27 protein-coding genes and 1 pseudogene are annotated in these 26,711 nt (G+C 63.8%); 7 read left to right on the forward strand and 21 right to left on the reverse strand.

Annotated elements, in window-relative coordinates:
• Positions 1 to 8: 8 nt before the first annotated feature.
• Positions 9 to 617 carry a toll/interleukin-1 receptor domain-containing protein gene (locus CR105_RS23820; protein WP_099792896.1) on the reverse strand — a complete coding sequence of 203 codons (609 nt, stop codon included), beginning with the start codon at positions 615 to 617 and terminating at the stop codon, positions 9 to 11.
• Positions 618 to 812: 195 nt separating this feature from the next.
• Here CR105_RS23820 and CR105_RS23825 point away from each other — a divergent pair, with 195 nt between their 5' ends.
• Complete coding sequence (locus tag CR105_RS23825; RefSeq protein WP_099792898.1) at positions 813 to 1,787, forward strand: NADPH:quinone oxidoreductase family protein; 975 nt, start codon at positions 813 to 815, stop codon at positions 1,785 to 1,787.
• A gap of 107 nt (positions 1,788 to 1,894) precedes the next feature.
• Here the strand turns inward: CR105_RS23825 and CR105_RS28520 are convergent, their stop codons facing one another.
• Genes CR105_RS28520 through CR105_RS23835 form a run of 3 tightly spaced genes read right to left on the reverse strand, consistent with a single transcriptional unit; the run spans position 1,895 to position 4,314 of the window.
• Entirely contained in the window at positions 1,895 to 2,044 is a 150-nt protein-coding gene (locus CR105_RS28520; RefSeq protein WP_180288297.1) for a hypothetical protein, read from the reverse strand.
• A gap of 16 nt (positions 2,045 to 2,060) precedes the next feature.
• On the reverse strand, positions 2,061 to 4,085 hold the full coding sequence (gene yoaA, locus CR105_RS23830; protein WP_099792900.1) for a DNA repair helicase YoaA: 2,025 nt from the start codon (positions 4,083 to 4,085) through the stop codon (positions 2,061 to 2,063).
• 28 nt (positions 4,086 to 4,113) lie between these two features.
• On the reverse strand, positions 4,114 to 4,314 hold the full coding sequence (locus tag CR105_RS23835; protein ID WP_073212909.1) for a YdcH family protein: 201 nt from the start codon (positions 4,312 to 4,314) through the stop codon (positions 4,114 to 4,116).
• Positions 4,315 to 4,508: 194 nt separating this feature from the next.
• On the opposite strand from CR105_RS23835, the gene CR105_RS23840 reads away from it, so the two are divergent.
• The gene (locus tag CR105_RS23840; RefSeq protein WP_099792902.1) at positions 4,509 to 5,315 is read left to right on the forward strand and encodes a PP2C family protein-serine/threonine phosphatase; all 807 of its coding nucleotides are present in this window, start codon (positions 4,509 to 4,511) and stop codon (positions 5,313 to 5,315) included.
• Between the two features lie 99 nt (positions 5,316 to 5,414).
• Here CR105_RS23840 and CR105_RS23845 read toward each other — a convergent pair whose 3' ends face one another.
• From CR105_RS23845 to CR105_RS23870, 6 genes are all read right to left on the reverse strand, one after another.
• A complete protein-coding gene (locus tag CR105_RS23845; protein ID WP_099792962.1) occupies positions 5,415 to 6,047 on the reverse strand; it encodes a hypothetical protein in 633 nt (210 codons plus the stop codon).
• A 23-nt stretch (positions 6,048 to 6,070) separates the two neighbouring features.
• A complete protein-coding gene (gene zapE, locus CR105_RS23850; protein ID WP_099792904.1) occupies positions 6,071 to 7,168 on the reverse strand; it encodes a cell division protein ZapE in 1,098 nt (365 codons plus the stop codon).
• Positions 7,169 to 7,225: 57 nt separating this feature from the next.
• Positions 7,226 to 8,659, reverse strand: coding sequence for a dihydrolipoyl dehydrogenase (gene lpdA, locus CR105_RS23855; RefSeq protein ID WP_099792906.1), 1,434 nt, complete (start codon positions 8,657 to 8,659; stop codon positions 7,226 to 7,228).
• Positions 8,660 to 8,674: 15 nt separating this feature from the next.
• Positions 8,675 to 9,010 (reverse strand): PspC domain-containing protein, encoded by a 336-nt coding sequence (locus CR105_RS23860; RefSeq protein ID WP_099792908.1) that lies wholly within the window; start codon positions 9,008 to 9,010, stop codon positions 8,675 to 8,677.
• Positions 9,011 to 9,083: 73 nt separating this feature from the next.
• The gene (gene odhB / locus CR105_RS23865) at positions 9,084 to 10,343 is read right to left on the reverse strand and encodes a 2-oxoglutarate dehydrogenase complex dihydrolipoyllysine-residue succinyltransferase (RefSeq protein ID WP_099792910.1); all 1,260 of its coding nucleotides are present in this window, start codon (positions 10,341 to 10,343) and stop codon (positions 9,084 to 9,086) included.
• 59 nt (positions 10,344 to 10,402) lie between these two features.
• Positions 10,403 to 13,258 carry a 2-oxoglutarate dehydrogenase E1 component gene (locus CR105_RS23870; protein ID WP_099792912.1) on the reverse strand — a complete coding sequence of 952 codons (2,856 nt, stop codon included), beginning with the start codon at positions 13,256 to 13,258 and terminating at the stop codon, positions 10,403 to 10,405.
• A 274-nt stretch (positions 13,259 to 13,532) separates the two neighbouring features.
• Between CR105_RS23870 and CR105_RS23875 the strand changes: the two genes are divergently transcribed.
• The 5 genes from CR105_RS23875 to CR105_RS23890 all read left to right on the forward strand — a co-directional run bounded on the left by CR105_RS23875 (position 13,533) and on the right by CR105_RS23890 (position 17,210).
• Positions 13,533 to 15,071, forward strand: a complete 1,539-nt coding sequence (locus CR105_RS23875; RefSeq protein WP_099792914.1) for an ATP-binding protein — start codon at positions 13,533 to 13,535, stop codon at positions 15,069 to 15,071.
• On the forward strand, positions 15,068 to 15,730 hold the full coding sequence (locus tag CR105_RS23880; RefSeq protein WP_099792916.1) for a response regulator: 663 nt from the start codon (positions 15,068 to 15,070) through the stop codon (positions 15,728 to 15,730). The genes CR105_RS23875 and CR105_RS23880 overlap by 4 nt, the downstream gene beginning before the upstream one ends.
• 83 nt (positions 15,731 to 15,813) lie before the next feature.
• Positions 15,814 to 16,164, forward strand: a complete 351-nt coding sequence (locus CR105_RS28525; protein ID WP_180288298.1) for a hypothetical protein — start codon at positions 15,814 to 15,816, stop codon at positions 16,162 to 16,164.
• A gap of 87 nt (positions 16,165 to 16,251) precedes the next feature.
• Positions 16,252 to 16,632 carry a BlaI/MecI/CopY family transcriptional regulator gene (locus CR105_RS23885; protein WP_099792918.1) on the forward strand — a complete coding sequence of 127 codons (381 nt, stop codon included), beginning with the start codon at positions 16,252 to 16,254 and terminating at the stop codon, positions 16,630 to 16,632.
• Positions 16,633 to 16,712: 80 nt separating this feature from the next.
• Entirely contained in the window at positions 16,713 to 17,210 is a 498-nt protein-coding gene (locus tag CR105_RS23890; protein WP_099792920.1) for a DUF421 domain-containing protein, read from the forward strand.
• A gap of 16 nt (positions 17,211 to 17,226) precedes the next feature.
• Here the strand turns inward: CR105_RS23890 and CR105_RS23895 are convergent, their stop codons facing one another.
• The 11 genes and pseudogenes from CR105_RS23895 to sdhA form a co-directional block, all read right to left on the reverse strand.
• Entirely contained in the window at positions 17,227 to 18,186 is a 960-nt protein-coding gene (locus CR105_RS23895; RefSeq protein WP_099792922.1) for a hypothetical protein, read from the reverse strand.
• 45 nt (positions 18,187 to 18,231) lie between these two features.
• Complete coding sequence (gluQRS, locus tag CR105_RS23900; protein WP_099792924.1) at positions 18,232 to 19,140, reverse strand: tRNA glutamyl-Q(34) synthetase GluQRS; 909 nt, start codon at positions 19,138 to 19,140, stop codon at positions 18,232 to 18,234.
• Between the two features lie 16 nt (positions 19,141 to 19,156).
• A complete protein-coding gene (locus CR105_RS23905) occupies positions 19,157 to 19,651 on the reverse strand; it encodes a nuclear transport factor 2 family protein (RefSeq protein ID WP_099792926.1) in 495 nt (164 codons plus the stop codon).
• Positions 19,652 to 19,666: 15 nt separating this feature from the next.
• Positions 19,667 to 20,689 carry a proline iminopeptidase-family hydrolase gene (locus tag CR105_RS23910; protein ID WP_099792928.1) on the reverse strand — a complete coding sequence of 341 codons (1,023 nt, stop codon included), beginning with the start codon at positions 20,687 to 20,689 and terminating at the stop codon, positions 19,667 to 19,669.
• 392 nt (positions 20,690 to 21,081) lie between these two features.
• Positions 21,082 to 21,303, reverse strand: a complete 222-nt coding sequence (relB, locus tag CR105_RS23915) for a type II toxin-antitoxin system RelB family antitoxin (RefSeq protein WP_099792930.1) — start codon at positions 21,301 to 21,303, stop codon at positions 21,082 to 21,084.
• 85 nt (positions 21,304 to 21,388) lie between these two features.
• Positions 21,389 to 21,520 (reverse strand): annotated as a pseudogene (gene gltA / locus CR105_RS29515) (citrate (Si)-synthase); the annotation flags it as partial.
• An 8-nt stretch (positions 21,521 to 21,528) separates the two neighbouring features.
• The gene (locus CR105_RS23925) at positions 21,529 to 22,101 is read right to left on the reverse strand and encodes an ORF6N domain-containing protein (protein WP_099792934.1); all 573 of its coding nucleotides are present in this window, start codon (positions 22,099 to 22,101) and stop codon (positions 21,529 to 21,531) included.
• A gap of 402 nt (positions 22,102 to 22,503) precedes the next feature.
• Positions 22,504 to 23,805, reverse strand: coding sequence for a citrate synthase (locus CR105_RS23935; RefSeq protein WP_099792938.1), 1,302 nt, complete (start codon positions 23,803 to 23,805; stop codon positions 22,504 to 22,506).
• A 50-nt stretch (positions 23,806 to 23,855) separates the two neighbouring features.
• Entirely contained in the window at positions 23,856 to 24,149 is a 294-nt protein-coding gene (locus CR105_RS23940) for an FAD assembly factor SdhE (protein ID WP_099792964.1), read from the reverse strand.
• Positions 24,150 to 24,208: 59 nt separating this feature from the next.
• The gene (locus CR105_RS23945; RefSeq protein ID WP_099792940.1) at positions 24,209 to 24,919 is read right to left on the reverse strand and encodes a succinate dehydrogenase iron-sulfur subunit; all 711 of its coding nucleotides are present in this window, start codon (positions 24,917 to 24,919) and stop codon (positions 24,209 to 24,211) included.
• Positions 24,920 to 24,930: 11 nt separating this feature from the next.
• Positions 24,931 to 26,709: a succinate dehydrogenase flavoprotein subunit gene (gene sdhA, locus CR105_RS23950; RefSeq protein ID WP_099792942.1), complete on the reverse strand. Its 1,779-nt coding sequence runs from the start codon at positions 26,707 to 26,709 to the stop codon at positions 24,931 to 24,933.
• Between the last annotated feature and the right edge of the window lie 2 nt (positions 26,710 to 26,711).

Genomic DNA, 26,711 nt, shown 5'->3' on the forward strand with positions numbered 1-26,711 from the left:
AACTCCTTTTATTTTTTTGGGAACGATACTTCCGGCATGTCGCGCCATTCAGGTGGGACATCGGGAAGCACGAAATGGTTGCAGTCGTGGCTCGCAGGCGTGTACATTTTCTGGTACTGATAGTGCAACACGATGCGCTTGACGATCTTGTCGATGTCGGGGATGAAGTCGATGTTCGACTTCAGGTCGGCGGTGGCCATGGTGAAGTGCGAAAAGTCCACGTACAGGCTGGAATTGGTAATTTGCGGCGGCAGCTGGGTCGGGTGGCGCGTCATGATGACCGGGATGATCAGGTGGCTCGGCATGTCGTACCACTGGCTGCGTTCGGCCTCGAGCAGCTGCATTGCCGCGTACTCGCGCCGGGTGTAGGGATGGGCCTCGTACTTGGGCGTGTAGATCATGATCATGCACACGCTCTCGCACATGGCGCGGGCGATTTTTCGGTCGAGGTCGTCCCCGCCGCCAAGTTGCTCATGGTCGACGAACAGCTCGTCCTCGTGGTCGAAATACGGTTCCAGGTAGCAGCGCAGCGCATCGGCCAGCGCGGTTTTGAACCGGACCATCAGTTCGTGGCGGCCATGTGCATAACTGAAGAAACAGCCATAACGGATTGCCATTTCTACCTCCCCATTTACAAAATGCTAACGGCGCGCTCGCATCCAAGACTGTAACAAGCTCGACTTTTGTCACTTTGCGCGAACGCAAAGCCTCCTGCGGCCTCAAGCGCATTGGCAGAGCGGGCCGGAACGGGCATAATTAAAAATCAAACGGTCGTACTATTTTTCATAAAACACAACAAAGCGGAGACGGCGATGAAAGCGGTGGTGTGCAAAGCGTGGGGGCTGCCAGACAGTCTGGAAGTGCAGGAGTTGCCCGACCTGGTGGCGGGACTGGGCGAAGTGGTCATCGAGGTCAAGGCGGCCGGCGTCAACTTTCCGGACGTACTGATCATCCAGGGCAAGTATCAGGTCAAGCCGGCCCTGCCATTTACGCCGGGCAGCGAATTGTCGGGCGTGGTGCGCGCCGTCGGTGACGGCGTGGCGAGCGTGAAGGTCGGCGACAAGGTCATCGCGTTCACCGCCCAGGGCGCGTTCGCCCAGCAGGTGGTGGCGCAGGCGGCGGCGGTGATGCCAATGCCGCCCGGCATGGACTTCGACACCGCCGCCGCCATCACCCTCACCTATGGCACCTCGCACCATGCGGTGGTCGACCGCGCGGGGCTGAAGGCGGGCGAGACGATGCTGGTGCTGGGCGCGGCCGGCGGCGTCGGGCTGGCGGCAATCGAGATCGGCAAGGCGCTCGGCGCGCGCGTGATCGCGGCCGCCTCGAGCGACGAGAAGCTGGCGGTGTGCCGCGCGCACGGCGCCGACGACACGATCAATTACACGACGGCCGACTTGCGCGAAGCGATCAAGGCGGCGACCGGCGGCAAGGGGCCGGACGTGATTTACGACCCGGTCGGCGGCGCCTATTCGGAGGCGGCGTTTCGCTCGATCGGCTGGCGCGGGCGCTACCTGGTAGTCGGCTTCGCCAATGGCGAGATCCCGAAGTTGCCGTGGAATCTGATGCTGCTGAAAGGCGCCTCGGTGGTTGGCGTTTTCTGGGGCGAGTTCGCCAAGCGCGAACCGAAAGCGAACATGGGCGCGATGCGCCAGCTGCTGGGCTGGCTGGCAGAAGGCAAGATCAAGCCGCGCATTTCGGGCCGCTACGCGCTGGCGGACACGGCGACGGCGCTGAACGACATGGCGGCGCGCAAGGTCACGGGCAAAGTCGTCATCGTGCCGTAGCCAAGACGCGAACCGCAATTCCGCCAAGCGAAAAATTGGGGTCAGACCCGTTTTTTCGACGGGCCGCACCGACTTTTAATGTACAAAAACCGGGTCTGACCCCGGTTTTAGAAGTCGCCGATTTTTTGCGTCCTTGGCAGTTCGACGGCCTGCTTTTTGTCGATCAAATAAATTGGGGTCAGACCCGTTTGTTTGATGGCCGATTCAGGAACGACGTCGCGAAAAAACGGGTCTGACCCCGATTTTTTGGCATGCATTGGATCGTCGGCGAAGTCAGGGCGCCGCGGGCTTGAAGAAGTCGATGACGTCGGATTGCAGGCGCGTGCGTTTGAATGGCGGCAGGCTTTGCCAGACGCGCTTGCCGTACGATTTGGAAATGAGGCGCGGGTCGCAAATCATCAGCACGCCGCGGTCGGTCTCGTCACGGATCAGGCGCCCGGCCCCCTGCTTGAGGTTGATGATTGCCTCGGGCAAGGTGTGGTGCATGAAGCCGTTCATGCCCTGCTTTTCCATCACGTCGATGCGCGCGGCCAATACCGGATCATCCGGCGGCGCGAACGGCAATTTGTCGATGATGACCAGCGACAGCGCGTCGCCGCGCACGTCAACGCCTTCCCAGAAACTCTGGCTGCCGACCAGCACCGCGTTGCCGGCGCTGCGGAACGAGTCGAGCAATTCAGTGCGGCCGCGCTCGCCCTGGACGAACAGCGGGTACTCGAGGCCGCGGTCGGCAAAATCCTTGCGCAGGCGCTCGGCGACGTGCTTGACGGCGCGGTTGGTGGTGCACAGGAAGAAGGTGCGCCCGCCGGCCGCCTCGATCACCGGCAAGGCGCAGTCGACCACCGCGTCGGTGTAGCCGACCGCGTTCGGGTCGGGCAGTCCGCTCGGCACGTACAGCAAGCCTTGCTGCTCGTAATCGAACGGACTCGGCCAAGTCTGCGCCGGCTCGCCCGTCAGGCCCATCTGGTTGGAAAAGTGCTTGAAGTCGTTCTTTACCGCCAATGTGGCGGAGGTGAAAATCCAGCTGCGCGGCGTGCCTTCGCGCTGGTTGTTGAAAATCGGCGCGATCGACAGCGGCGTCTTGTGCAGCTGCAGCGAGGACGAGAACGCCTCCACCCACAGCACCGCCTCGTCGCCCTCGACCATCTTGCCCTTGCCGTCGGCTTTCCAGCCGTCCAGCGACTGCGCCAGTTCCACCGCGCGCACGCGCACCTGCTCGATCGTCTCGGCGCGCGCGGCCTGCTCTTCGAGCACGCCGATCATCGCCGCCAGGTGCTCCTTGACGGTGGCCAGCGCCGGGAAGAAGTCGGAGGACGGCGTGATTTGCGCCAGCGACATGCGCATGATGTCTTGCGGGAACGTCAGGCGCAGGTCGCGCGCGGCTTTCTCGACCACGGTGACAACCTTGGCCCAGTCGGCGCCGCCGCGCGCGTGCGCCAGGCCTTCGGCTAATACGTCGCGGCACAGCTCGAGAATCTGCGACGTCGACACCGTCTGGCCGAAGAACAACGTGGCGGTGTCGGGCAGCTGGTGCGCTTCGTCGAAGATGATGGTGTTGGCCGACGGTAGCAGCTCGGCCACGCCGGTGTCTTTCAGCGCCACGTCGGCGAAGAACAGGTGATGGTTGACGACGACGACGTCGGCCTGCTGCGCTTCACGGCGCGCCTTCATGACGAAGCAGTCCTGGTAATACTGGCACTCGGCGCCCATGCAGGTGTCGCGGGTCGACGTCACCAGGTTCCAGATCGAGGCGTTTTCCGGCACCTTGGCCAGCTCGGCCTTGTCGCCGGAGGTGGTCATCTTGATGAAACGCGAGATTTCGCGCAGGTGGCCGATGTCGTCGCGCGAGGTCATGCGGCCATTCTGCATCGTGCGCTCGAGGTGGTAATGGCAGACGTAGTTGGAGCGGCCCTTGAGCAACGCCACCGAGACGGGCGCGCGCAAGGCGGCGCGCACGGTCGGGATGTCGCGCAGGAACAACTGGTCCTGCAAGTTCTTGGTGCCGGTCGAGACGATCGTCTTGCCGCCCCACAGCAGCGCCGGCACCAGGTAGGCGAAGGTCTTGCCGGTGCCGGTGCCGGCTTCGGCGATCAGGGTCTTCTGGTCGAATATGGCTTGCGCGATCGCCTTGGCCATCTCGGTTTGCGAGCGGCGCGGGCTGAAACTGCCGACGGCAGGCGCGAGCGGGCCGCCTGCACTGAACAGGCGGTCGATGTCGGCGTCGTATTTGCCGGCCGGCGCAGCGCCGTGGTCGGCGGCGTCGGGGCTCTCGCCTGGCGCCTGGATGGAGTCGGTCAAAATGGCATTTCAGTGAAGCGAAGACGGATCAGGCCGGAACATCCGGCACCAATTGCATTTTCAACAGGGTGATGTGGTCTTTCAACTGCAGCTTGCGCTTCTTGAGGCGGCGCAGCTGCAACTGGTCGTGATGGCCGTCCAGGATCAGCATATCTATGACCGCGTCGAGGTCGCGATGTTCCACGTCGAGTTCGATCAGCCGCCGCTGGATTTCTTGGACATCCGTCATTTTTTGCTGTTCCCAACAGAATATTACAAAAACTTTGAAATGGCGCCCCTCGAACCGCATACAATCTGGAGCGATTGTGTCGCGACGCTAACTAGTAACTGCTTGCAACATTTGCCGTAAACAGTGCATAGTTTAATCTACCGAGACGTTGCCGCCAACATAGATTAGGACCAGGGGCCCGAAAGCCCACGTTTATGAAACCATACAAGCTCGAAGCCGGGACCGCCCAGCACATCGGTAACCGTCCACAACAGAACGATCGCAGCGCCATTTTCGCCGGCGCCCGCGCCCCAGGCTACGTAATGGCTGTACTGGCCGACGGCATCGCCGGCGGCGCCACCGCCTCCGAACAGGTGCTGCACACCGCCAAGCAGCTGTTCGACGAATTCAAGCCGGGCGACAATCCCGGCATCGAGCGGCTGGCCACGCTGCTGCGCGACATCGTCCACGAGACCCACCTGGTCATCAAGATGAACGGCGTTGCTACCGAAACCGAACCGCAATGCACCTTTGCCGGGCTGATCATCACCCCCGGCGGCCAGGCGGTATGGGCCCACGTCGGTGATTCGCGCGTCTACCGTTTCCAGCAGGGCGAATGCAAGGCGCGCACCAGCGACGCCAGCTATATCGACCACCTGATGGGCACCGAAAAGCTGCCGGCCGAGTCGGCCCGCAACCACCGCCACTCGAAACTGCTGGTCAATGTGCTCGGCAACAGCCGCAAGGAACCGTTCGTTTCGATCGGCAGCCAGGAAGAGCTCGGCATCGGCGACGCATTCCTGCTGTGTTCGGATGGCTTGTGGCACTTCTTCACCGACGCCGAACTGGGCGCCGTGCTGAGCAAGAGCGCGCCGCGGCAGGCGTCCGAGCTGCTGATCGACAAGGCCACCGAGCGCGCCCAGGGCAAGGGCGGCAATTGCACCATGGCGATCATCAAGCTGGTCAAGCCGCCCAAGGATGTGCCGAACTACACGGTGCAGAAGATGGGGCGCGCGGTTTAAGCCGGGCCGGCCACGCGGCGACAAACAAGCCTCTCCTCGCCAAAGCAGGGAGTCGGGTCCGCCAATGGCGGGCACGACGGCTTTTAAACGATCGCGGACTTACTTTTTTGCCGCCGCTTCGGCTGCCCGCGCTTTCTTGCGCTCTTCCACCTTGCGCTGCCGCTCTTCCGATTCGCGCTTGCGCTTTTCGTAGGCGGCGACACTGTCGGCGCGCTTGGCCGCGTCGGCCTGGTCCTGCGCTGCGCGCTTCTTCGCTTTGCCGGCCCGCTCGGCGGCGGCATCGCGTGTCGGCTTGCGCGCGGCCGGCGCCGTTTCTTCGCGCGGCGGCGGCGGCGGTTCGGCCGCACGCTTGGCCTCGTCGGCCTTGAATTCTGCCTCGCTCCTGGCCAGCTCGCGGTCGCGCTCATCGACGGTGGCCTGGCGCTTGTAGCGCGATGCCTCGACTTCGATCACGCGCAACCCCGCCAGCGCCAGGCGGCGCTTCTCGCGCGCCGTGTCGAGGCAGCGGTTGACCAGGAACTTGGTATAGCAGACCTGCTCGCTGGCGGCGAACTCGGCTTCGGCGGCGGCGCGCTGCTGCGCCGCCTGGGCCAGCTTGCGGTCGGCGTCGGCCACCGACTGCGACGGCGGCGCGCTCGGCGCCACGTCCGGCGCCTTCACGGCGGCGCAGCCGGCCAGCGCCGCCAGCAGCAGCGCGGCAGCGACGGCGCGCGAGGAAAAATACTTCGTCATGGTGGTTGGATCCTTTGTCGGCATCAGGCAATCGCCTCGGTGGCGTCGCGGCGCGCGGACTCCATGTACTCGCGCGACTGCATTTCAATGATACGCGAGACGGTGCGGTGGAACTCGTTGGACAGCACCCCCTCGGTGTACAGCTCTTCGGGCGGCACTTCCGCCGACATCAGCAGCTTGACCTTGTGATCGTAAAACACGTCGACCAGCCAGGTGAAGCGGCGCGCCTCGGACGAGTGCGAGGCCGACATCGCCGGGATCGACGACAGCACCACGGTGTGGAAGCGGCTGGCGATTTCCAGGTAGTCGTTTTGCGACCGCGGGCCGCCGCACAGCGTGGCGAAGTCGAACCAGATGATGCCGCCGGCACGGCGCAGCGCGCGGATCTCGCGCTCTTCGATGCGCACGCGCGGGTCTTCGTCGGCCGTTTCGGCGATCTTCGCGTAGGCGCGGCGCAGCGCTTCGTCGGCGGCGGCGCCGAGCGGCGTGTAGTAGCTTTCGACCTGCTCGAGCGCGCGCTTGCGGTAGTCGACGCCGGCGTCGACGTTGAGCACGTCGAGCTTGTCCTTGAGCAGCGCGATGGTCGGCAGCATGCGGTCGCGGTGCAGGCCGTCCGGGTACAGCAGATCGGGATCGTAGTTCGACGTCATGACGAACGAGACGCCGTTTTCGAACAGCGCCTTGAGCAGGTTATGCAGGATCATCGCGTCGGCGATGTCGGAGACGTGGAATTCGTCGAAGCAGATCAGGCGGTACTTCTTGGCGATGCGGCGCGCCACTTCGTCGAGCGGATCGGCGACGCCTTTGAGTTCATCGAGCTGGCGGTGGATGCCGCGCATGAATTCATGGAAGTGCACGCGCGTCTTGCGCACCAGCGGCACCACCGAATAGAAGCTGTCCATCAAAAACGACTTGCCGCGCCCCACCCCGCCCCACAGGTAGACGCCGCGCGGCACGTCGGGCCGGTTGACCAGGCGCTTCAGGCTCGACGAGCGGCGCGACTTGTAGTGCACCCATTCCTCGTAGGAGCGTTGCAGGCGGTCTACCGCCTTCTGCTGCGCCTCGTCGGAACGGAAGCCGCGCTGGGACAGCGCGTGCTGGTAAAACTCTTGAACATTCATGCGGGAGGCAAACCATGCAAAACGGGCCGGCTTGTGCGGCCGGCTCGTGGGGGACTATCAGAAGTTGAGCGAACGCTTGTCGACGGCGAGCATGGCTTCCTTGGTCGACTCCGACAGCGACGGGTGCGCGTGGCAGATGCGGGCGATGTCTTCGGACGAGGCGCGGAACTCCATCGCCACGACGGCTTCCGAGATCAGCTCGGAGGCCATCGGACCGACGATGTGCACGCCCAGGATTTCATCGGTGGTGGCGTCGGCCAGCACCTTGACCATGCCCGACGTGTCGCCCAGCGCGCGCGCGCGGCCGTTCGCCATGAACGGGAACGTGCCGGCCTTGTAGGCGACGTTGGCCGCCTTGAGCTGCTGCTCGGTCTGGCCGACCCACGCGATCTCCGGCGACGTGTAGATCACCCACGGCACCGTGTTGAAGTTGACGTGGCCGTGCTGGCCGGCGATGCGCTCGGCAACGGCTACGCCCTCCTCTTCGGCTTTGTGCGCCAGCATCGGGCCGCGCACGACGTCGCCCACCGCCCATACGTTCGGCAGGCTGGTCTTGCAGTCGTCGTCGACGGCGACAAAGCCGCGCTCATCGAGCTTGAGGCCGACCGATTCGGCGTTCAGGCCGATCGTGTTGGGCACGCGGCCGATCGAGATGATCAGCTTGTCGAAGACGGCCGTCTGCGCGGCGCCCGCGGCGTCGGCGTATTCGACCGTGACGTTGTTCGCGCCTGGCGTGATCTGGCCGATCTTGCAGCCGAGGCTCACCTTCAGGCCCTGCTTGGTAAACAGCTTGTGCGCTTCCTTGGCGATCTGCTCGTCGACCGCGCCGAGGAAGGTCGGCAGGCCTTCGAGGATCGTGACGTCGGATCCGAGGCGGCGCCATACGCTGCCCATCTCGAGGCCGATGACGCCGGCGCCGATGACGCCCAGCTTGGCCGGCACCGCGTCGATGGCGAGCGCGCCGCTGTTCGACAAAATCAGCTTTTCGTCAAACACTGCGCCCGGCAGTTCGCGCGCGTTGGAGCCGGTGGCGACGACGACGTGCTTGGCGGAGAGGGTGTCGGCATTGGCGCCGGTGACGCTGATGCTGTAGCCGCCTTCAGCGGTGCCGGCAAAGGCGCCGCGGCCGTGGAAGAAGGTGACCTTGTTCTTCTTGAACAGGAACAGGATGCCTTCGTTGTTCTGTTTGACGACGACGTCCTTGCGCTTCAACATCTGCGGCAGGTTCAAGGTCAGGCCGGCGACGTCGATGCCGTGATCCTTGAAACTGTGGCCGGCGTGTTCGAAGTGCTCGGACGACTGCAGCAGCGCCTTCGACGGAATGCAGCCGACGTTGGTGCAGGTGCCGCCAGGGGCGGGACCGCCCTTGGCGTTGACCCATTCATCGATACAGGCGACCGAAAAGCCCAGTTGCGCGGCGCGGATGGCGGCGATGTAGCCGCCAGGTCCGGCGCCGATGACGACGACGTCAAATTGTTTGGAAGTGCTCATACTTGATAATCCTTTTTATTCTTCGGGGACGAAAATCCACATCAGGAGATAGATCAGCAGCGCGAAGCCGAAGGTCAGCGTGAACAGCACGAACACCAGGCGCCAGATCCACGCTTCCATGCCGGACGCCTTGGCCAGGCCGCCGCAGACGCCGCCCAGCCAGCGGTCGCTGCGCGAACGGCGCAGCGCGCCGATTTCGGCGACCAGGTCGTCGCCGCCACTGGAGGGCTTGTCGAGGTTGACCGCGCCAGTGCCAAGGGCCTTGGCCTTGGCGCGTTCGAATTCGACGTCGGTCAGCGCGCCGGCCAGGTGCAGTTCGTGCAAACGCTTGATTTCATCGGAGACATTCATTACGACTACCTCTCAAAAACGGACATTGGCACGCGCTGCAAGCAGCGCGCAGGTTCGGCTCAAGCACCAGCGGTTACAGGTCCAGCAGCAGGCGCGATGGATCTTCCAGCACTTCCTTCATGGCGACCAGGCCAAGGACAGCTTCGCGGCCGTCGATGATGCGGTGATCGTACGACATCGCCAGGTAGTTCATCGGACGCACCACCACCTGGCCGTTTTCGACGACCGCGCGGTCCTTGGTCGCGTGCACGCCCAGGATGGCCGACTGTGGCGGGTTGATGATCGGGGTCGACAGCATCGAGCCGAAGATGCCGCCGTTCGAGATCGAGAAGGTGCCGCCGGTCAGGTCGTCGAGCGTGAGCTTGCCTTCCTTGGCCTTGGCGCCGAATTCACCGATCTTCTTTTCGATCTCGGCGATCGACATCTGGTCGGCGTTGCGCAGGATCGGCACCACCAGGCCGCGCGGCGAACCGACCGCGATGCCGATGTCGAAGTAGCCGTGGTAGACGATGTCGTTGCCGTCGACCGAAGCGTTGATGACCGGGTACTTCTTCAGCGCCGCGACGGCCGCCTTGACGAAGAACGACATGAAGCCGAGCTTGACGCCATGCTCCTTCTCGAACTTGTCCTTGTACTTGTTGCGCAGGTCGATCACCGGCTGCATGTTCACTTCATTGAACGTGGTCAGGATCGCGTTGGTCGACTGCGACTGCAGCAGGCGCTCGGCGATACGGGCGCGCAGGCGGCTCATCGGCACGCGCTCTTCCGGACGGTCGCCCAGTCGGGCCGGGGCGGGAGCTGCAACCTGCTGCAGCTGCGCCTTGGCCACGGGTGCGGCCAGCGGCGCCGGGGACGCAGGCTTGACGCCGCCGGCGATTGCGCCGAGCACGTCGCCCTTGGTGACGCGGCCGTCTTTACCGGTGCCCGACACCTGGCTGGTGGTCATGGCGTTATCGGCAAGGATCTTGGCGGCGGCCGGCATGGCGATATCGCCTTTCGACGGTGTCGGCGCGGTTTCGGCCGGAGCTTGCGCCACCGGTGCGTTCGGCGTGGAGACGCTGGAAATCGGGATCGGGCTGACCATCACGCCGGCTTCGGTGTCGATGATGGCGATGATTTCGCCGGCGACGACGGTGGTGCCGTCGCCCTTGATGATCTGGACGATCACGCCGGTCGCCGGCGCCGGCAGTTCAAGAACCACCTTGTCGGTTTCGATGTCGATCAGATTTTCGTCGCGCGTGACTGGCTCGCCGACTTTCTTGTGCCATGAAAGCATGGTCGCTTCTGCTACCGACTCCGACAGTTGTGGAACCTTGACTTCGATTTGTGCCATGAAAAACTCCGTATCTTGTTATATGTGCGGCGCCCCGCTTGGGACGGGGCGCGCCGTGCTTACTTGGTCAGGACGAAACCCTTGAGCTTCGAAAATGCCGTCTCCAACAAATCCTTCTGCTGCGCGTAGTGCTTGTCGTAGTAACCGACCGCAGGCGAGGCCGAAGCCGGGCGGCCCGCATACGCGAGGCGCTGGCCCGATTCCAGGCTTTCGAAGATATTGTGCTGGATCTGGAACCACGGACCCTGGTTCTGCGGCTCGTCCTGCGCCCATACCAGCTCGGTCGCGTTCGAGAACTTCTTGAGCTCGGCGGCGAATGCCTTGTGCGGGAACGGATAGAGCTGCTCGACACGGATGATGGCGGTGTCGACCTGCCCGCGCGTCTTGCGGGCGTTGACCAGGTCGTAGTAGACCTTGCCGGAGCAGGCGATCACGCGCTTGACCTTCCTGGCGTCGATCTTGTCATCGACTTCGCCGATGACGGTCTGGAACGCGCCCTTGGCCAGGTCCGACAGCGGCGAGCCGGCGTCCTTGTTACGCAGCAGCGACTTCGGCGTCATGATGACGAGCGGCTTCCTGAACTGGCGCACCATCTGGCGGCGCAGCAAGTGGAAGATCTGCGACGCGGACGTCGGCTGCACCACTTGCATGTTGTTGTCGGCGCACAGCTGCAGGAAGCGCTCGGGACGCGCGGACGAGTGCTCCGGGCCCTGGCCTTCGTAACCGTGCGGCAGCATCATCACCAGGCCAGAAGCGCGGCCCCATTTGACTTCGCCGGAGCTGATGAACTGGTCGATGACGACCTGGGCGCCGTTGGCGAAATCGCCGAACTGCGCTTCCCAGATGGTCAGGGTGTTCGGTTCGGCGGTCGAATAGCCGTACTCGAATGCGAGCACCGCTTCTTCCGACAGCACCGAGTCGATGACGGTGAACGGCGCCTGCGTTTCCGACACGTTCGCCAGCGGCACGTAGGTGCCGGCATCCCAGCGTTCGCGGTTCTGGTCGTGCAGTACCGCGTGACGGTGCACGAAGGTGCCGCGGCCGGCGTCCTGGCCGGTCAGGCGGATCGCGTAACCGGACGAAACCAGCGACGCGTATGCGAGGTGCTCGCCCATGCCCCAGTCGAGGTTGAGCTCACCGCGGCCCATGCTGGCGCGGTCGCCCAGCACCTTCTCGACCAGCGAGTGGACCTTGAATTCTTCCGGCACGGTGGTGATGCGCTGCGCCAGGCGTTTGAGTTCCGTCATCGGCACGGCGGTGTCGGCGCTGTCGGTCCACTTCTTGTTCAGGAACGGCAGCCAGTCGACCGCGTACTTGTTCTTGAAGTTGGAGATGACCGGATCGACCGTGTGCTTGCCGGCGTCCATCGCGTCGCGGAAAGCGGCGACCATCTTGTCGCCGGTGTCGGCGGCGATGGTGCCTTGCGCCGCGAGCTTGTCGGCGTACAGCTTGCGGGTGCCAGGGTGCTGGGCAATCTTCTTGTACATCAGCGGCTGCGTCAGCGCCGGGGTGTCCTGCTCGTTGTGGCCGAGCTTACGGTAGCTGACGATGTCGAGGACGATGTCCTTCTTGAACTGGACGCGGTAGTCCATCGCGATCTGGGTCGCCAGCACGACCGCTTCCGGGTCGTCGCTGTTGATGTGCAGGACCGGCGCTTCGATCATCTTGACGACGTCGGAGCAGTACAAGGTCGAGCGGGCATCGCGCGGATCGGACGTGGTGAAGCCGATCTGGTTGTTGATGACGATGTGGACGGTGCCGCCGGTGCCGTAACCGCGCGTTTGCGCCAGGTTCAGCGTTTCCATTACCACGCCCTGGCCGGCGAAGGCGGCGTCGCCGTGCACCAGGATCGGCAGCACTTGCGAGCCGACCTTGTCGCCGCGGCGGTCCATGCGCGCCTTGACCGAGCCTTCGACGACCGGGTTGACGATCTCGAGGTGCGAGGGATTGAAAGCGAGCGACAGGTGGACCGGGCCGCCGGCGGTCGAGATATCGCTCGAGAAGCCCTGGTGGTACTTGACGTCGCCCGACGGCAGGTCGTCGCCGTGCTTGCCTTCGAATTCTTCGAACAGGTCCTGCGGCGACTTGCCGAGGGTGTTGACCAGCACGTTCAGGCGGCCGCGGTGGGCCATGCCGATGACGATTTCCTGCACGCCGTTTTCGCCGGCGCGCTGGATCGTCTCGTCGATCGAGGCGATGAACGTCTCGGAGCCTTCGAGCGAGAAGCGCTTCTGGCCGACGTACTTGGTGTGCAGGTAGCGCTCGAGGCCTTCGGCCGCGGTCAGGCGGTCGAGGATGTGCAACTTTTTCTCGGCGCTGAAGTTAGGGGTCGAGCGGATCGATTCGAGCTTTTCCTGCAACCAGCGCTTTTCGGCCGGGTCGCTGATGTACATGAACTCGGCGCCGATGGCGCGGCAGTAGGTGTCGCGCAGGAAGTTGAGCAGGTCGCGCAGCGACGCCGTTTCCTGGCCGAAGTAGGTATTGCTGATGTTGAAAACGATGTCCATGTCGGCATCGGTGAAGCCGTAGAAGCCGGGCTGCAGCTCCGGAATTTCCGGACGCTCCTGGCGCTGCAGCGGATCCAGGTTCGCCCATTGCGAACCGAGGTAGCGGTAAGCGGCGATCAACTGGGTGACGGCGACGCGCTTGCGTCCCATCTCGGCGTCGGCGGAAGCGGCGACCACGCGGATCGGGCCGGCCTTGGCGCGCTCGGCGAAGGAAGCGATCACGGAGGAGTGGACGACGTCGGGCTTGTTCGAACCGTCGACCGCAGGCACGTTCTGCATGGAGTCGAAGTACGAGCGCCAGTTTTCCGGCACCGAGCCTGGATTGTCGAGGTAGTTCTCGTACAGTTCTTCTACGTACGGCGCGTTGCCGCCGAACAGATACGAGTTCTCTGTCTGTTTCTGCATCATCTTGCTCACCTTTCATTCGCGCTTCGCGAAATTGGCGGGTTAATCTAACCTTCCGCGACACGGCCTGACCGGTTAGCGGATTGCACATCAAGTTGTGGGGAAGGACATTTGATACTGCGGAATTGTTTGGAAAGCCCTTCACAATAGCACGCATATTGTAACGCAACATCTTATGAGCAGAGGACACGCTGTCGAGCGTAGCGGCGAAAAATTGCACGCTGCGCCACGCTGTTGCTATTACACTCATGTTTTTCATGGCCTTCGAGTTCACATTTTGCGCATATCGATCGGACACCGCCTGTTTGCCTCGGTCCTGTTGGCCATTCTCGCCGTTGCCGCCAGCGCCATCGCCCTGATGCGCCAGAACGTGGCCGACAGCTTCGGCGAATACGCGCTCAACATCGAGCTGGACCGGCTCGACGAACTCTCCGGCGCGCTGGCGCGGCACTACCGCGAACACGCCGGCTGGAGCTTCCTGCCGGCCGATGCGGCAGGCCGCAGGCACTGGATCGCGCACGAACTGGGGCGGCTGCAGCAGCAGCGCCTGGCAGCGCCGGTAGCGCCGGTGCAGCCCGTTGCGCCGGCCGGCGCGGCAGCTGGAATGGCCGATCTCGCCGCGGCGCCGGCGGCGCCGCCTGTACCGCCGGCGCCACCCTTGCCGCCACTGCCGCCGCCGCGGATTGTCGCCGATGCGCCAGCGTCTGGCGAAGGCGTCGAACAACCCGCCCTGCCGGCGCGCATCACGCTGCTCGACAGTGCCGGCGCCTACCTGGCCGGACGCCCGCCCGGCGCCGCGCCGGCGGCGCGGCGCCGCATCGGCGACGCCGCGGGCGGGCCGATCGGCTACCTGGCGGTCAGCCGCGCGCAGCGTCCGAGCGATGCGCTGGCCAGCGTCTTCCTGCAGCAGCTCAGCGAAAGCCTGCTGGCGATCGTCGGCGCCAGCATGGTGCTCTCGGCCGCCGCGGCGATGCTGCTCGCTGCCCATTTCCGCAAGCCGATCGGGCGCCTGGCGACGGCGGCGCGCGAACTGGCGAAAGGCCGCTACGAGGTGCGCCTCGGGCTCGGGCGCAGCGACGAACTGGGCGACCTGGCGCACAGCTTCAACCAGCTGGCGCACCAGCTCGAATCGGCCGAGGTGTCGCGCCGCCAGTGGGTGGCCGATACCTCGCATGAGCTGCGCACGCCGCTGTCGGTGCTGCGCGCGCAGCTCGAAGCGATCGAGGACGGCGTGCGCACGGCCAGCCCGGAGGCGGTGGCGGCGATGCTGCGCCAGGCCCTGTCGCTCAACAAGCTGATCGACGAACTGTATGCGCTGGCGCGCGCCGACCTCGGTGAGCCGTCGTACCAGCGCGCGGCCACCGACTTGTGGCAGCTGGCGTGCGAGCAGGCGGCGGCGTTCGAGCACAAGCTCGGTGCGGCCGGACTGCGCCTGGACGCCGGCGCCGCACCGCTTGACGCGGTGGTGATGGCCGATCCGGAGCGCATGCGCCAGCTGTTTGCCAACCTGTTCGAGAACTGCGTACGCTATACGGCGCCGGGCGGCAGCGTGTCGCTGCGGGCGCACGCCGACGGCGCACGGCTGTGCATCACGCTCGACGACAGCGCACCGGCGGTGCCGGACGAAGCGCTGGCGCGCCTGTCGGAACGGTTCTACCGGGTCGAGGCCTCGCGCAGCCGCGAGCATGGTGGCGCCGGCCTTGGCCTGGCGCTGTGCCGCCGCATCGCCGAAGCCCATGGCGGCGAACTGGCATTTTCCCATTCCGCGCTGGGCGGCTTGCGGGTGCTGCTGTCGCTACCGCTGGCCAAGCCATGAGCGCGCGACTGTTCATCGTGGAGGACGAACCCGAACTGGCTGCGCTGGTGGCGGACTACGCGCGCGCTGCCGGCTACCAAGGCACGGTGTTCGGCGACGGCGCCATCGCGCTGGCGGCGATTCGCGCCGGCGCACCCGACCTCGTCGTGCTCGACCTTATGCTGCCGGGCCTGGACGGGCTGGCGCTGTGCCGCGCGGTGCGCGCATTTAGCGAGGTGCCGATCGTGATGGTGACGGCGCAAGTGGAAGAGATCGACCGCCTGCTCGGGCTGGAGGCAGGCGCCGACGATTACCTGTGCAAGCCGTTCAGTCCGCGCGAGCTGATGGCGCGCATCAAGGCGATTTTGCGGCGCTCGGGCGGCGCCGCGCCCGAGCGTGCGATCAGCGTCGACGAAGCGGGCCAGCGCATCTGCATCCACGGCCGCCCGCTCGAGCTGACGCCGACCGAGTTTGGCATCCTGGCCGGCTTGGCGCGCCGTCCCGGCCAGGTGTTTTCCCGCACCCAGCTGCTCGACCTGGCCTGCCAGGGCAACCTCGAGGCGACCGACCGCGCCGTCGACAGCCATATCAAGAACCTGCGCCGCAAGCTCGCTGCCGCCCTGCCCGACTGCGACGCGATCCATTCGATCTACGGTCTCGGTTACCGGCTGGACCTGTAGCGCCCTCCACGTTTTCTCCACAATCGGCCGCCACACTGCAGTCATTGGACCGAAGCCGATCAATCAACCACGGAGAACACATCATGAAAACCATCGCACTGCTGCTGGCCGCCACGCTCACTACCGCCACCGCCGCCGCCACCGCCACCGACAACTACCAGCACAACTGCAATGCGTCGGAGGATGCCGGGTGCCCGACGCCGCCCGCACCGCCAGCGCCGCCAGTGCCGCCCGTCCTGCCGATGCCACCGGCGCCGCCCGCGCCGCCACCGATACCGGCCGTCCCCGCCGCCGCGCATGCCGCCTGCGCCGGCAAGAGCGCGGGCACAACGCTGACGCATGTCATCGCCAAAGGCGAAACCATGACCGGCACTTGCGAAAAACGCAAGGAGACGATGCGGTTCATCCTGCACTCCTACACGCTGAACAAGTGAAGCCTGGCTAGTCGCGCGCCGATTGTGATGGACATCCGGAAGTAGATAATTTATTCTAGATCTATTCCATCCGCTCCGCCTGCCCCGATGACCAACCGCCCCGCCCCACCGAAACCGACCGCCTCCGAACTGGAGATGCTGCGGCTGCTCTGGCAGCTGGGCCCGGCCACGGCCAAGCAGGTCCACCAGGGCGCGGTGGCGAGCCGGCCGGACATGGCGTACGCGACGGTTCTGCGGCTGCTGCAGGTAATGCACACCAAAGGGCTGCTGACGCGCGACGAGCGCGAGCGGGCGCACATCTACGCGCCGGCCCAGCCGCAGGACTCGCTGCAGACCGGCCTGATCAAGGACCTGATCCACAAGGCGTTTTCCGGCTCCGGCAAGGACCTGGTGCTGGCGGCGCTGCGCGGCCACGTCACGGACAAGGAACGCGAAGAGATCCAGGCGATCCTCGACCGCGACAAATAGCGCGTTGCAGCGCGCACTATTGAAAAGTGTCGCCGCGCGGGATATCTTTACAATATGTCAAACATTGATCGGAGGCTCATATGTTCGACATGGACCTGCCCTGGTGGGAGTTTATGCTGCGCGGCGCGATCGTGTATATCGCGCTGCTGGTGATGGTGCGCATATCGGGCAAGCGCACGGTGGGCCAGTTCACCCCGTTCGATCTGCTGGTGGTCATGCTGCTGAGCGAAGCGGTGTCAAATTCGCTGTCCGGCGGCGACAGTTCGCTGACCGGCGGGCTGCTGATCGCGGCCACCTTGATCGGGCTGAACATGCTGGTGGCGCTGGCGTCGTCGCGCAGCCGCAAGCTATCGCAGCTGGTCGACGGCACTGCGGTGCTGCTCGGCCGCGACGGCAAGTTTTTCGACAAGGTCGTCAAACAAGCGCGGCTGGGTCAATCCGACCTGGAGGAAGCGCTGCGCGAAGCGGACTGCTCGCTCGAGGAAATGCAGTGCGCCTTTCTCGAAGCGGGCGGCGAAATCACGATCATGAAAAATCCGAAGGTCAAGAAAGACGACGCGTCCCAACCGCCGGCGTGAAGCGACTATGGACACGTCAGAACATCTTGCCGACGCCTAACAGCAGCACGTCCGAATCGCGGTGATACGAGGTGACCACGCGGCTCCAGCTCAACTGGGCGCGCCAGTCCGGGCTGAGCCGGTAACGTGCACCGATCGTGACGATCGGCACCAGCCTGGTGAACGAAGCTTCGCTCGCGTCGGAGCGGTCAATGCGGTCGCGCATCAGGTAGCCGCCGACGCCTAGTTCGACGACGGTGCGGTCGGTGAAGGGGCGCAGCAGCCACAGCTGGCCGGTCACGCCACGGCGCTCTACCACCCCGACCCGCCCTTCGCTCAGATAAGCGGTGCTCCATTCCATGTTCTGGGTGACGGTGCCGCGGTATTCGACGCCCAGCGCACGCGCGCGCTCCGATTCGAAACTGTTGACGATGGCCTGGCCGAACTGGAGCATCAACATGCGGTCGCCCGGCTCCTGGTTGAGGTCGCGCACATGGTCTGGGACATTGCGCAGTTCGTAGCCCATGCCGATCAGCACGCTATTGGAATTGCCCTTGCCGTGCGCGGCGACATGGTTGGCGCGCACTTCAATGTAGGTTCGCTGCGCCAGGTGCCACTTCATGCTGACGCTCGCCATGCTGCCCCAGCCGTGCACGTTGCGGTAATCGCTTGCGTGGCCAAGGCCAGTGGTGGTGTCGAAGAAATAGTAGGGGCCGAGGCCGACGGCAAACGAAGCGCCGCGTTCCGGGATCGGCGTGTGCAGCCAGAATTGCGCCGTCAACCCGTCGCGGTGATGTTTGCTCGGATGGCCTTCGTTGAAGTACTCGGCGCCGACCGACGTGTAGGGACTGAAGCGCTGGGAAAGCCCGAGCTGGGCGGCGAACGAACGTTCATGCACCATCGTGTTGTTCAGCGTGCCGGCCAGCAGCGAGACATCCTGCGCCGACGCGGCGCCGCACGCGAGCAACAGGGGCACGACGAAATAGTTGGTGTTCATGACGTTCCTTTTTTCTTTGCGGCATCATGCCTGTTCCTAAACATCTTAGTCGCACAACTCGTCGGCGCGATCCTGCAGCAGCGCCGCCCACGCCGGCACGGCGGCGCGCCAGAACCCGGCCAGCGACCCGGCGCGCTCAAGCGGCAGGGCGAGCCCACGCGCGGCGGCAAGCAGCACGGCCACCGCTTCGGCCTCGTTGCGCGGCGCCACCGCGGCAGCGCCGGTCTGTTTCGACAGCTTCTCGCCGTGTTCGTTGCGCAGCACCGGCACATGCAGATAGCGCGGCGTCGGCAGGCCGAGCAGGCGTTGCAGGTAGATCTGGCGCGGGGTCGAATCGAGCAGATCTGCGCCGCGCACGATGTCGGTGACGCCCTGCTGTGCGTCGTCGACCACCACTGCCAGCTGATAGGCCCAGAAGCCGTCGGCGCGCTTGAGCACGAAGTCGCCGGCGTCCTGCGCCAGGTGGTGCGCGATCGGGCCGGCGAAACGGTCGGCAAATTCGATCAGGTCGGCGCCCGCTTCAGGCACCCGCAGGCGCAGGCTGCGCATGCTCTTGCCGGCGCCTAGTCCCTGGCGGCAAGTGCCCGGATAGATGGCCGAACCGTCCGGCGCGGTGCCGAGGCGCGAGTCGGCAATTTCGCGGCGGTTGCAGCCGCACGGATAGGCATGAAAGCCGAGCTGGTCGAAGGCGGCCTGGTAGAGCGCGCCGCGGCGGCTTTGCCAGACCACGTCGCCGTCCCACTGCATGCCGAGCTGATGCAGCAGGCCCAGCATGTCGTCGGCGGTGCCGGCCACGCTGCGGCCTTCATCGACGTCTTCGATGCGCACCAGCCAGCGGCCGTGATGGGCGCGCGCGTCGAGATAGCTAGCCAGCGCGGCGACCATCGAGCCGGCGTGCAGCGGACCGGTGGGCGAAGGCGCGAAGCGGCCGGTGTAGGCAGGTTGGGTGGCCAAGTCGAAACTCCTGATGCTATTTTGCCGCCGGTGGCTTCGCCTCGTATTCCTTGATGAGCTTGGTGACTTCGCCGGCGACGTCGTTGGGAACGGCAATCGAGAGCTGATAGTGCTCGATTTCGAAGCCGGTCGCCGTGCGGTGGATCACGCCGCTGGCCTGGCAGATGCCCATTTGCGTGTCGAGCAGTTCGTCGAACCAGATGATGTGCTTGTCGGCCGACGCGTAGACGTTACGCTTGATGGCCTTGAACGTCCACGCCGATTTGCGTTCGAAGAAGCGCTTGGCCCACACCTTGAATTCGTCGCGGTGCCACAGCTCGGTCTTGTCGGTGCCGATGTAGACGCCGTCCTTGGCGATCTTGTCGAAGAATGCCAGGCGCGCGTTGGCGGCGTCCTCATGCCACTCGTCGACAAACGCGTTGACCTGCTTCTTGAGGGCCGCATCGGCCGGCTGCGCCAGGCCGGCGGCGCTTGCGAGCAACAAACAGCACGCCAGGATCAGTCGTTTCATTGCGGCTCCTTCAGGTTAGAAGCGACCGGCGTCGACGTCGCGCAGGAAGCGGATGACGCCGTCGAAATATTTCTGCTGATCGTCGTACATCGCCATGTGGCTGCCGTCCGGAAGATACAGGTAGCGGCCGCGCTTGACCTTGGCCGCCATCATCTTCATGTGCGCCGGGTCCATCGTGTCGTGGCGCGCGCCGATCGACAGCAGCGGCACGCCGATCTTTGGCAGGTCGGCCACGCGGTCCCATTCGAGCAGCGCACCGCTGGCGCCCAGTTCACTCGGGCCTTGCATCGGGATGTAGACTTTCGGGTTCATGTGTCTGGTCGAACGCAGCACCGGCTCCGGCCACTTGTCCGGCGCCATGCGCAGCACGTGGTGGGCATAGTGATGCGGCATCAGCAGCTCCATGTAGCGCGGGTCTTCGTACTTGCCCTGCGCCTCGAGCTGCTTGACCTCGGCCAGCACCTTCTGGTCCATCGCCGGCATCAGCACCTTTTCGGCGTAGACGTTGTAGGCCGGGATGCTGGCCATCATGTTTGACACGATGACGCCCTTCAGGTTCTGCGGATACTTCAGAGCGTACTCAATGGCCAGGATGCCGCCCCACGAGTGGCCCAGCACGAAGAAATTCTTGCGGTCGAGGCCGAGGGCCTTGCGCACCTGCTCGACTTCGTCGACGTAGCGCGGCAGGTTCACCAGCGACGGATCGTCCGGCTGGTCGCTGTAGAACGAACCGAGCTGATCGTAGTAGTAGTACTCGATGCTCGCGCCGGGAAAGTAGCTGTCGAATGCTTCGAAGTATTCGTGCGTCATGCCGGGGCCGCCGTGCAGCAGCAGCACCTTGATGGTCGGGTTATTGCCGACGCGCTTGGTCCAGACCTTGAAGGTGCCCTTCGGCGTACTAATTGGAATCATCCTGACGCCGCCGGTCAGCACGTCGGTGCGTCCCTGGTTGGAAAAGTAGGACGCTGGCGGCGCGGCCGCCGCGACGGTGCAGACGCTGAGCAGCAGCGCTGTGAGCAGAGAAACCAAAGTCTTCATACAATCCTCGATCCGTCAGAAAAGTGTTGTGGAATCAAAAGATTGTACACCTACAATGTTAGAAAATTCGCACCTCGAATTGCGAAAGAAAGGCATGTACATACGCGCGGCCGCACCACCCTGCCGAACCGATGTTCGCCATGCGGCATATGCAGAAATCGCGACCTACGAACTGAGAATAAAATCTCAACGTCGTCCTCGCGAACGCGGGGATCCCATTTTCGCCGAGCAGCCAAGGCAGACGATCCCTGCAATTGTCGACACTATGCATGCGAAATTGGATCCCCGCGTGCGCGAGGACGACGTCGCTTCAGATTTCGACGGATTGGCAGAGTGGCGATTTCTGCCGAGACACCAAAGAACGTTCAGCCCATCCGGAACAACGCGGACGCTTAGTCCAATCCCAGGCGAGCCGCGACTTCATCGAGCGACCAGGTTCGTTCTTCACCGCTATCGATACGACGCTTGACCTGTTCAGCCAACGCGAGGTCGTCCTGGTCGTCGAGGTACTCAAGGATCGCTTGGCGCGCATGAAACTCCTTGCTGCGTCCCGTCCGCTCGGCTAGTTTTTCGAGCCGCAACGCAATCTCATCCGAAATGCGAAGAAAGATCACAAAGCCCCCGCCGTTTGCACGAAAGCTTCTTGGACACAAAAAAGCGAGCCGAAGCTCGCTTTTTTGGATGCGGCAAATGCGATTTGCGTTTGTGGATCGGCTGTACGTCGCGCTTCGGCGAACCGATGAACAGCTGGCGCGGACGGCCGATCTTTTGCTCAGGATCGACGAACATCTCGTTCCACTGGGCGATCCAGCCGACGGTGCGGACGGTCGCGATAATGATCAGGGTTTGGCTGGAGTATAGTCGGGAATAACAAAGCCAATGGGCCGCTTTTGCGTTGGCTCGGGAGCCGCCATCAATTCGCGGATCGCGTCGAAAATTTGTTTCAACTGCACTCGCGCGTTGTTCTCGAAGGCGTTGTGTTTCATGGACATAAGCTCGATCTTGCTGTCCAAGTCGTCCAAGCGCAAGGCCAGTTCCTTATTTGACACGACCAACTCGCGCAGCCGGACGAAGGCTCGCACCACGTAAACCGACACCTCAACTGCACGCGCCGACTTGAGCACCGTGGCCGCCATGATGGCGCCGTGCTCGGTGAACGCCAGCGGCAGCTTGCGTCGGCCACCCCAACTTGATGTCGCAGAATGCGACTTCAAGTTACCGAACTCCTCCTCGCTGGCCTCGAACATGAAATCGTCCGGGAATCGTTCCAGGTTACGCCGCACCTGTTCGTTCAGTCGGCGCGTCTCCACGCCGTAGAGCGCAGCTAGATCGGCATCAAGCAAGACCTTCTGGCCGCGCAGCAACACGATGCGCGAGATAATCGTTTCCAGCGGCAGCAGTTCGGCGCTCATGACTTGCCCCTGACCCGAGCCGGATTTTCTCCCACCCGCTGTGCGTCCGAGTCAAGCTTGATCCTGGCGGCGGCCTGCTTCCTCGCACGGTGCCGCCCATTGCGCAATTCCTTAAGTCGCTTTCCGCAGATCATACCTTGTTCTTCACTCTGCATAGCATCAACCTTTCGGTCAAACATAAGCTGCAAGTGTAGGGGTTGATTCAGAAAGCGCTTTGCCAAATGTCCGATAGTCGCTGCCTGGAAGCCGGACGTGTCGGATACCCCTGGACCTTAGTGCGACTGCATGCTGGGGTTCGGCGGACTTAGTCAGACATGGGCTTCGCTTTGTGCTCACGAGAGGACTCGCAAAATAAAAAAAACGAGCCGAAGCTCGTTTTTTTGTCGATGCGACGAACGCTGATCAGCGTTTGTCGATCGGCTGCACGTCGCGCTGCGGCGAACCGATGAACAGCTGGCGCGGACGGCCGATCTTTTGCTCCGGATCGGCGATCATCTCGTTCCACTGGGCGATCCAGCCGACGGTGCGGGCCATCGCGAAGATACCGGTAAACAGCGACACCGGAATGCCCAGCGCCGACTGCACGATACCCGAGTAGAAGTCGACGTTCGGGTACAGCTTGCGCGACACGAAGTATTCGTCTTCCAGCGCGATTTTTTCCAGCGCCATGGCCAGCTTGAACAACGGGTCGTCGTGCAGGCCCAGTTCGTCCAGCACCTCGTGGCAAGTTTCGCGCATCAGCTTGGCGCGCGGGTCGAAGTTCTTGTAGACGCGGTGACCGAAGCCCATCAGCTTGACGCCGGAGTTCTTGTCTTTCACCTTTTCGATGAAGGCCGGGATGTTCTCGACGCTGCCGATTTCCTTCAGCATCGTCAAGGCCGCTTCGTTGGCGCCGCCGTGCGCCGGGCCCCACAGGCAGGCGATGCCCGCTGCGATGCAGGCGAACGGGTTGGCACCGGACGAACCTGCCAGGCGAACCGTCGACGTCGACGCATTCTGCTCGTGGTCGGCGTGCAGGATCAGGATGCGGTCAAGCGCGCGCACCAGCACGTCGTTGACGACGTACTCTTCGCACGGATTGGCAAACATCATGCGCATGAAGTTGGCGCTGTACGACAGGTCGTTGCGCGGGTAGACGAACGGCTGGCCGAGCGAGTACTTGTAGGCCATCGCGACCAGCGTCGGCATCTTGGCGATCAGGCGGATTGCCGACACTTCGCGGTGATGCGGATCGTTGATGTCGAGCGAGTCGTGGTAGAACGACGCCAGCGCGCCGACGGTGCCGACCAGTACCGACATCGGGTGCGCGTCGCGGCGGAAACCGCGGAAGAAAAATTGCATCTGCTCGTGCACCATCGTGTGCTTGGTGACGGTCTCGTCGAATTTCTTGCTCTGCTCCGCATTCGGCAGTTCGCCGTTCAGCAACAGGAAGCAGGTGTCGAGGAAGTCGCAGCTCTCCGCCAGCTGCTCGATCGGGTAGCCGCGGTATTGCAGCTCGCCCTTGTCGCCGTCGATGTAGGTGATGGCCGAATTGCAGGCGGCCGTCGACATGAAGCCAGGGTCGTAGGTGAACTTGCCGGTCTGGCCGTACAGTTTGCGGATGTCGATGACGTCCGGGCCTACCGTGCCTTTGTAGATCGGCATGTCGATCGGCGCGCTGCCATCGGAGAACGACAGGGTGGCTTTGGTATCGGAGATATTCATGGCACTTCCTTCTTAGGATGCGGGTCTACAATTAAATTACGAATCAGTTGCTACGCTTGCCGCAGCCGCGCCACCAGGGCGCGCACGTGCGGCAGGTCAATCTCGCCTTCGGGCTCGGCGCGCGCCAGGATCAGGTCCATCAGCGGGCGGTCCGCCAGATCGAGCAAGCGCGTCAGTGCGTCGACTTCATCATCGCTCAGCGTCTCCTCGTGCGCATCGAGAAAGCGCGTCAGGATCAGGTCGTTTTCGAGCAGTCCCCGGCGGCTGCGCCAGCGAAGGCGGGCGCGGTTGGCCGGGTCGGATTGATGCGTAGTCACACTAGAGTCCGTCGTTTGGGTCAACATCATACTCCGCCTGCCCGGATTCGGCAGTACGGTAGTATTACTATATTTATATTGCCGTATTACACGGCGCGGCGGACCATCAGTTCCTTGATCTTGCCGATCGCCTTGTTAGGATTTAATCCTTTAGGGCAGACATCGACGCAGTTCATGATCGAGTGGCAGCGGAACAGACGGTACGGGTCTTCCAGGTTGTCCAGGCGCGCGCCGGTGTCTTCGTCGCGCGAGTCGGCGATGAAGCGGTAGGCCTGCAGCAGGCCGGCCGGGCCGACGAACTTGTCCGGATTCCACCAGAACGACGGGCACGACGTCGAGCAGCAAGCGCACAGGATGCACTCGTACAGGCCATCTAGCTCTTCGCGCTGTTCAGGCGTTTGCAGGCGCTCTTTTTCCGGCGGGATCGATTCGTTGACCAGGTACGGCTTGATCGAATCGTACTGCTTGAAAAATTGCGTCATGTCGACGATCAGGTCGCGGATCACCGGCAAGCCTGGCAGCGGACGCAGCACGATCGGCTGGGTCAGTTCGTTCAGATTGGTGGTGCAGGCCAGGCCGTTCTTGCCGTTGATGTTCATCGCGTCCGATCCGCAGACGCCTTCGCGGCACGAGCGGCGCAGCGACAGCGAGTCGTCGACGTCGGACTTGATGCGCTGCAGCGCGTCGAGCAGCATCTTGTCGTTGTCCTGCAGTTCGACGGTGACGTCCTGCATGTACGGCTTGGCGTCCGTGTCCGGATCGTAGCGGTAGATCTTCAGTTTTACTGTGCGTGTCATGTCTGGCCTACTTAGAATGTACGTGGTTTTGGCTTGAAGGTATCGACCGTCAGCGGCTTGGTGATCACCGGCTTGTACTCGAGGCGGTTGCCTTGCGAGAACCACAGCGTGTGCTTCATCCAGACGTCGTCGTCGCGGGTCGGATAGTCGCTGTGGGCGTGGGCGCCGCGCGATTCCTTGCGCGCCACGGCCGAGGTGATGGTCGCCTTGGCGGTCTCGATCAGGTTGTCGAGCTCGAGCGCTTCGACGCGCGCGGTGTTGAATACTTTCGACTTGTCCTTGAACGAAACGTTCTTGACGCGGGCGTCGAGCTTCATGATCTCGTCGAAGCCCTGCTTGAGCAATTCGTCGGTACGGAACACGCCGCAGTACTTTTGCATCGCGGCGCGGATCGCGTTGGCGACGTCCTGCACCTTCTCAGTGCCGGTCGAATTTTCAAGCGCGTTCAGGCGGTTCATCGCGTACTCGGCGGCGCCCGCTGGCAGCGGCTTGTTCTCTTTTTGCTTCAGGTTCGACGCGACGACGTGGTTGCCCGCGGCGCGGCCGAACACCAAGAGGTCGAGCAGCGAATTGGTGCCGAGGCGGTTGGCGCCGTGCACCGATACGCAGGCGCACTCGCCGATCGCGTACAGGCCATTGACCACTGCCACCGGGTTGCCGTCTTTTGGTGCGACGACCTGGCCGTGGATGTTGGTCGGGATGCCGCCCATCTGGTAGTGAATCGTCGGCACGACAGGAATCGGTTCCTTGGTGGCATCGACGTTGGCGAACTTGTGGCCGATTTCGAGGATCGACGGCAAGCGCTTGGCGATCGTCTCGGCGCCGATGTGGCGCAGGTCGAGCAGCACGTGGTCCTTGTTCGGGCCGCAGCCGCGACCTTCCTTGATTTCCTGGTCCATCGAACGCGACACGAAGTCGCGCGGCGCCAGGTCTTTCAGGGTCGGCGCGTAACGCTCCATGAAGCGCTCGCCGTTGCTGTTGATCAGGATGCCGCCTTCGCCGCGCACGCCTTCGGTGATCAGCACGCCGGCGCCGGAGACGCCGGTCGGGTGAAACTGCCAGAACTCCATGTCCTGCAGCGGCAGGCCGGCGCGCGCGGCCATGCCCATGCCGTCGCCGGTATTGATGAAGGCGTTGGTCGAGGCGGCGAAAATGCGACCCGCCCCACCGGTGGCCATGATGGTCGTTTTTGCTTCCAGGATCATGCATTCGCCCGTTTCCATCTCGAGCGCGACAACGCCGATGATGTCACCGTCGGCGTCGCGGATCAGGTCCAGCGCCATCCATTCCACAAAGAACTGGGTGCGTGCGCGCACGTTGCGCTGGTACAGCGTGTGCAGCATCGCGTGGCCGGTACGGTCGGCCGCGGCGCAGGCGCGCTGGACCGGCTTCTCGCCGAAGTTGGCGGTGTGGCCGCCGAACGGGCGCTGGTAAATGGTGCCGTCGGGATTGCGGTCGAACGGCATGCCGAAGTGCTCGAGCTCGTAGACCACCTTCGGCGCTTCGCGGCACATGAATTCGATCGCATCCTGGTCGCCCAGGTAGTCGCCGCCCTTGACGGTGTCGAACATGTGCCAGTACCAGTCGTCCTCGCTCATGTTGCCGAGCGAGGCGCCGATGCCGCCCTGCGCCGCCACGGTGTGCGAGCGGGTCGGGAACACTTTCGACAGCACCGCCACGTTCAGGCCGGCCTCGGCCAGCTGCAGGGACGCGCGCATGCCCGAACCGCCGGCGCCGATGATGACCGCGTCGAAGCGGCGGGTAGGAATTGCAGTTTTAGTAGCTGCCACGG

Source organism: Massilia eurypsychrophila (assembly GCF_002760655.1).
In the GTDB taxonomy this organism is placed as follows: Bacteria; Pseudomonadota; Gammaproteobacteria; order Burkholderiales; family Burkholderiaceae_D; genus JAFCUW01.

Excerpts from the sequence above, each read along its gene's own strand:
- CR105_RS23820 (WP_099792896.1), bottom strand. The coding sequence starts at position 617 with ATGGCAATCCGTTATGGCTGTTTCTTCAGTTATGCACATGGCCGCCAC.
- CR105_RS23825 (WP_099792898.1), top strand. The coding sequence starts at position 813 with ATGAAAGCGGTGGTGTGCAAAGCGTGGGGGCTGCCAGACAGTCTGGAA.
- CR105_RS28520 (WP_180288297.1), bottom strand. The coding sequence starts at position 2,044 with ATGCATGCCAAAAAATCGGGGTCAGACCCGTTTTTTCGCGACGTCGTT.
- CR105_RS23835 (WP_073212909.1), bottom strand. The coding sequence starts at position 4,314 with ATGACGGATGTCCAAGAAATCCAGCGGCGGCTGATCGAACTCGACGTG.
- CR105_RS23840 (WP_099792902.1), top strand. The coding sequence starts at position 4,509 with ATGAAACCATACAAGCTCGAAGCCGGGACCGCCCAGCACATCGGTAAC.
- CR105_RS23845 (WP_099792962.1), bottom strand. The coding sequence starts at position 6,047 with ATGACGAAGTATTTTTCCTCGCGCGCCGTCGCTGCCGCGCTGCTGCTG.
- zapE (WP_099792904.1), bottom strand. The coding sequence starts at position 7,168 with ATGAATGTTCAAGAGTTTTACCAGCACGCGCTGTCCCAGCGCGGCTTC.
- lpdA (WP_099792906.1), bottom strand. The coding sequence starts at position 8,659 with ATGAGCACTTCCAAACAATTTGACGTCGTCGTCATCGGCGCCGGACCT.
- CR105_RS23860 (WP_099792908.1), bottom strand. The coding sequence starts at position 9,010 with ATGAATGTCTCCGATGAAATCAAGCGTTTGCACGAACTGCACCTGGCC.
- odhB (WP_099792910.1), bottom strand. The coding sequence starts at position 10,343 with ATGGCACAAATCGAAGTCAAGGTTCCACAACTGTCGGAGTCGGTAGCA.
- CR105_RS23870 (WP_099792912.1), bottom strand. The coding sequence starts at position 13,258 with ATGATGCAGAAACAGACAGAGAACTCGTATCTGTTCGGCGGCAACGCG.
- CR105_RS23880 (WP_099792916.1), top strand. The coding sequence starts at position 15,068 with ATGAGCGCGCGACTGTTCATCGTGGAGGACGAACCCGAACTGGCTGCG.
- CR105_RS28525 (WP_180288298.1), top strand. The coding sequence starts at position 15,814 with ATGAAAACCATCGCACTGCTGCTGGCCGCCACGCTCACTACCGCCACC.
- CR105_RS23885 (WP_099792918.1), top strand. The coding sequence starts at position 16,252 with ATGACCAACCGCCCCGCCCCACCGAAACCGACCGCCTCCGAACTGGAG.
- CR105_RS23890 (WP_099792920.1), top strand. The coding sequence starts at position 16,713 with ATGTTCGACATGGACCTGCCCTGGTGGGAGTTTATGCTGCGCGGCGCG.
- CR105_RS23895 (WP_099792922.1), bottom strand. The coding sequence starts at position 18,186 with ATGAACACCAACTATTTCGTCGTGCCCCTGTTGCTCGCGTGCGGCGCC.
- CR105_RS23905 (WP_099792926.1), bottom strand. The coding sequence starts at position 19,651 with ATGAAACGACTGATCCTGGCGTGCTGTTTGTTGCTCGCAAGCGCCGCC.
- CR105_RS23910 (WP_099792928.1), bottom strand. The coding sequence starts at position 20,689 with ATGAAGACTTTGGTTTCTCTGCTCACAGCGCTGCTGCTCAGCGTCTGC.
- CR105_RS23925 (WP_099792934.1), bottom strand. The coding sequence starts at position 22,101 with ATGAGCGCCGAACTGCTGCCGCTGGAAACGATTATCTCGCGCATCGTG.
- CR105_RS23935 (WP_099792938.1), bottom strand. The coding sequence starts at position 23,805 with ATGAATATCTCCGATACCAAAGCCACCCTGTCGTTCTCCGATGGCAGC.
- CR105_RS23940 (WP_099792964.1), bottom strand. The coding sequence starts at position 24,149 with ATGTTGACCCAAACGACGGACTCTAGTGTGACTACGCATCAATCCGAC.
- CR105_RS23945 (WP_099792940.1), bottom strand. The coding sequence starts at position 24,919 with ATGACACGCACAGTAAAACTGAAGATCTACCGCTACGATCCGGACACG.